The following is a 2,855-nucleotide window of genomic DNA, read 5'->3' as shown; positions in this document are numbered from 1 at the left end:
GTCGGCAGCCAGCGCCTTGCGCGAAGGCGCCGGCGCGCCGCCGATCCATCCCGTCCATGTCGCGCTTCAGCACTACGCCGAGGCGGTCGCGGCCGTCCGCCAGGACGGCCTGATCCGCGGTCATCCCGGCGACACCGCCGAGCGTTTCTTCGCGCTCGGCTTCTCGCTGGAGCAGATGCACCAGAATCTCTGCGATCTCGATCGCGTCGTCGGCGAATGGTCGGAAGCCGCAAGCGGCAAGTCCGTGCGCGTGGCGGAATAGGCCATAGCGTTTTCGCGCGAAGTGGATGCCCGGTTCGCGTAGAGAAAGCGCGTCAAAGCGCTAGAGGTCGAAGAACGCGAGCGCCGTCGCATCGCGCCGCGCGATGCCGTCCGTCAGGGTCTTCAGCGCAACATCGAAGCTCGGCTGCTCCTGTTCCAGCTCCCATGCGCCGTCATGGTCCCACTGGAAGCACTGGCCATAGCGATCGCCGGTCTCGACATGAAGCAGCAGGCAGCGGCTGAGCTGCGACGGCTCGGCGATCGGGACCAAGTGCTTGAGCGATACGCCGTATTCCTTGCGGAAATAGGCGCACGCCTCTTCGATCTCGTCCTCGGAATGGGCGATGAAATCAAGCACATTGCGCTGCTGCGCGGCGAGCTCGGCGGGCGCATAGAAGCGAAGCTCCGAGGAGGATTCGGGCAGGCGCACCAATAGCTCGGTCTCACCGTGGGTCAGCAGGAAGTTGCGATAGTCGCCGGGCAGCCTGACACCGAGCGCCTGCTCCGCCGCGCTCACATCGGCTTTGCGCGCCGGCGTGCCCGGCTTCCAGCGCCAGCCTTTTGCTGACGTTCCAGCCTTGCGCTGTGCTTCGTATTCTCCATACCCGGGAAACGCCATGATGTCGTCATAGCCGCCGAAGCGGGACCATTGATAGGCATCGTCGAAGGCTTCCTCCCGCCGGTGGGGAAAATAACCGCAGAGCAGTTCGGCGCGCTTGAGGATGCGTTCATGGCTCGGGGCCGTCTTGCACAACTGCTCGATCATCTTCAGTGCGGCATCGGGATCGTCGGCCAGAAGATAGGCGTCGCTCAGTAATTCCAGGATGCGTCCTTCGAGATCGCTCTCGGCGATCGACCACGCATAATGCGGCTGTCCGGTGGCCCGCCGTGCGCAGATGGTATCGCGCGCCTGTTCGGCGAAGCGCACCGCCTGCGCTGGCTCGTCTCCATCTGCATGGCTGCGGCGGGCGGCGTGCCAGAGGTACAGGGGCTCGTGCTCGGCCGGCGTGCCCTTGAGCGCTTCGAGTTGCTTTGACTGCTGGGCCGTCGGCGCGCCGAGTGCCAGGATCATCAGCTCGTCCAGGCCCTTCTGCCAGTCCGGCTTGGCTTGCGGATCAGGTCCGAGGTCGCGCAGCGTATAGTTGGTGTGGGTGGTTTCGACATGGCCTGCCGCGACGAGCTCGGTGACATGACGGCGGAAGGCCGCAGCAGCGTCGGCGATGTTGGAAAACTCCTCGCGCAGAAATTGATCCGCATCGGGATCGCCTTTCCAATTCATGTGGATGCCGATCACCATGGGATCGCGGCCCGGGATCAGCATGAGCTCGCGATCGTCGTTGCCGGGCGGACGATGAAAGAATTTTGCCAGATGCATGCGACCTCCGAAGGCGCCGCGGGCATCGGGGCACCACGTCTCAGTCGTGCCGTCGAAGAAACCGGTTCACATCACCCGCTGGCGCTTGGTCAGCTCCTTGCCCTGCATGCGCCAAAGCAACAGGTCGATGCGGTCCTGGCCGAAGAACGGCTCGTTAGCGGGCGAATTGCGGGTTGGTCTTCTTGAAGAAGCCGGGCACGCGGATCGCGAGCGGGTAGACCGGCCGCAGGTTCACCGCGAGATCGTATCCTGGACGAGCTTCAGCGTCTTGGGGAGCGCCAGATAGCTGTATGGGCTACGGTAGGAGTAGAAGAGATCGACCGAAAGGGTCATCGCGCCGGCTCCAGGATCCGCGCCATCATGTTGCGGGCCACGAGCTTGTGGAAGGGTGTGATGAAAGCGAGATAGGTCCGGCCGAGCCGGTTGTGCGTCCGCACCAGCGTGGTCAAAGTCACCTGACGGCCGGCCGCATCGCCCGAAGCGTCGACCACGATGCGGAAGTCGAGGTGAGAATCGTCGAAGCCGGCGACCAGCCGCTCGGGCGTTTCGCTCAGCACCGGAAACAGGCCGATCAATCCGCCCGGCGCCGGCGCGCCTTCACCCGATGTCTTCAGCCCGAACGGCCTCACCAGAATGTTGCGCAGGCGCAGCAGCGCATCGACCCAGCGCGGCCCGTGCAGCACCATCCGGGTGCAGGCCTCGCGGGCATTCACTTGCGCTGCGCCGATCTCGACGCGAAATGCGTCGGCGAACTGCGCGCCTGATAGCAGCGTGTTGGCATCGACCTTGGGTGCGACTTCGCGGACGGTCCCGTTCATCCCGCCAATCTGCGCGTCAGCATCCGGAAGCGCAAGATCAGCAGCCCGGCATAGACGAACGTCCCGACCGAAAACCCGACCCAGACGCCGACCGCGCCGAGCCCGGCGTTGAAGGCCAGCACCCAGGCGATCGGAAAGGCAATGCCCCAATAGCCGATCGCTGCGAACAGCAGCGTCATCCTGGTGTCGTTGATGCCGCGCAGCGCGCCGCCCATGATGGTCTGGAGGCCGTCGGCGATGAAGAAGGTGGCGCCGACCAGCAGCAGCGTCGCAGTCAGCTCGATGGTGGCTGCGCTCTCGGCGCCGCTGCCGAAGAACAGCCGGCCCAGCTGGTAGCGGCCGAGGATGATGGCGATCGTCAGGGCGGAGACCAATCCGACGCCGAGCACGGCTGCGGCCAG

At 65.1% G+C, this 2,855-nt stretch carries 3 protein-coding genes and 2 pseudogenes; 1 reads left to right on the top strand and 4 read right to left on the bottom strand.

The genetic code is table 11. The features are described 5' to 3' along the window. A pseudogene (locus MOV74_RS35225) lies at positions 1–262 on the top strand (FUSC family protein); the annotation flags it as partial. Between the two features lie 60 nt (positions 263–322). On the opposite strand, the gene MOV74_RS35220 reads toward MOV74_RS35225, so the two are convergent. The 4 genes and pseudogenes from MOV74_RS35220 to MOV74_RS35205 all read right to left on the bottom strand — a co-directional run. Next, positions 323–1,636: an SMI1/KNR4 family protein gene (locus MOV74_RS35220; protein WP_246931713.1), complete on the bottom strand. Its 1,314-nt coding sequence runs from the start codon at positions 1,634–1,636 to the stop codon at positions 323–325. A 157-nt stretch (positions 1,637–1,793) separates the two neighbouring features. After that, positions 1,794–1,969: pseudogene (locus MOV74_RS35215) on the bottom strand (2-hydroxychromene-2-carboxylate isomerase); the annotation flags it as partial. Further along, positions 1,966–2,454 (bottom strand): DUF2867 domain-containing protein, encoded by a 489-nt coding sequence (locus tag MOV74_RS35210; protein WP_246931711.1) that lies wholly within the window; start codon positions 2,452–2,454, stop codon positions 1,966–1,968. The pseudogene MOV74_RS35215 and the gene MOV74_RS35210, both read right to left, overlap by 4 nt. Continuing rightward, on the bottom strand, positions 2,451–2,855 hold a 405-nt coding region (locus MOV74_RS35205; protein WP_246931709.1), incomplete at its 5' end, for an MATE family efflux transporter. The genes MOV74_RS35210 and MOV74_RS35205, both read right to left, overlap by 4 nt.

The sequence above is a fragment of the Bradyrhizobium sp. SHOUNA76 genome (genome assembly GCF_023006445.1).
Taxonomy (GTDB): Bacteria; Pseudomonadota; Alphaproteobacteria; order Rhizobiales; family Xanthobacteraceae; genus Bradyrhizobium.
This window is presented reverse-complemented; position numbering and strand designations above follow the sequence as displayed.

What these genes read in the sequence shown, in the direction of transcription:
- MOV74_RS35220 (WP_246931713.1), bottom strand. Translation starts at nt 1,636, where the DNA reads ATGCATCTGGCAAAATTCTTTCATCGTCCGCCCGGCAACGACGATCGC.
- MOV74_RS35210 (WP_246931711.1), bottom strand. Translation starts at nt 2,454, where the DNA reads ATGAACGGGACCGTCCGCGAAGTCGCACCCAAGGTCGATGCCAACACG.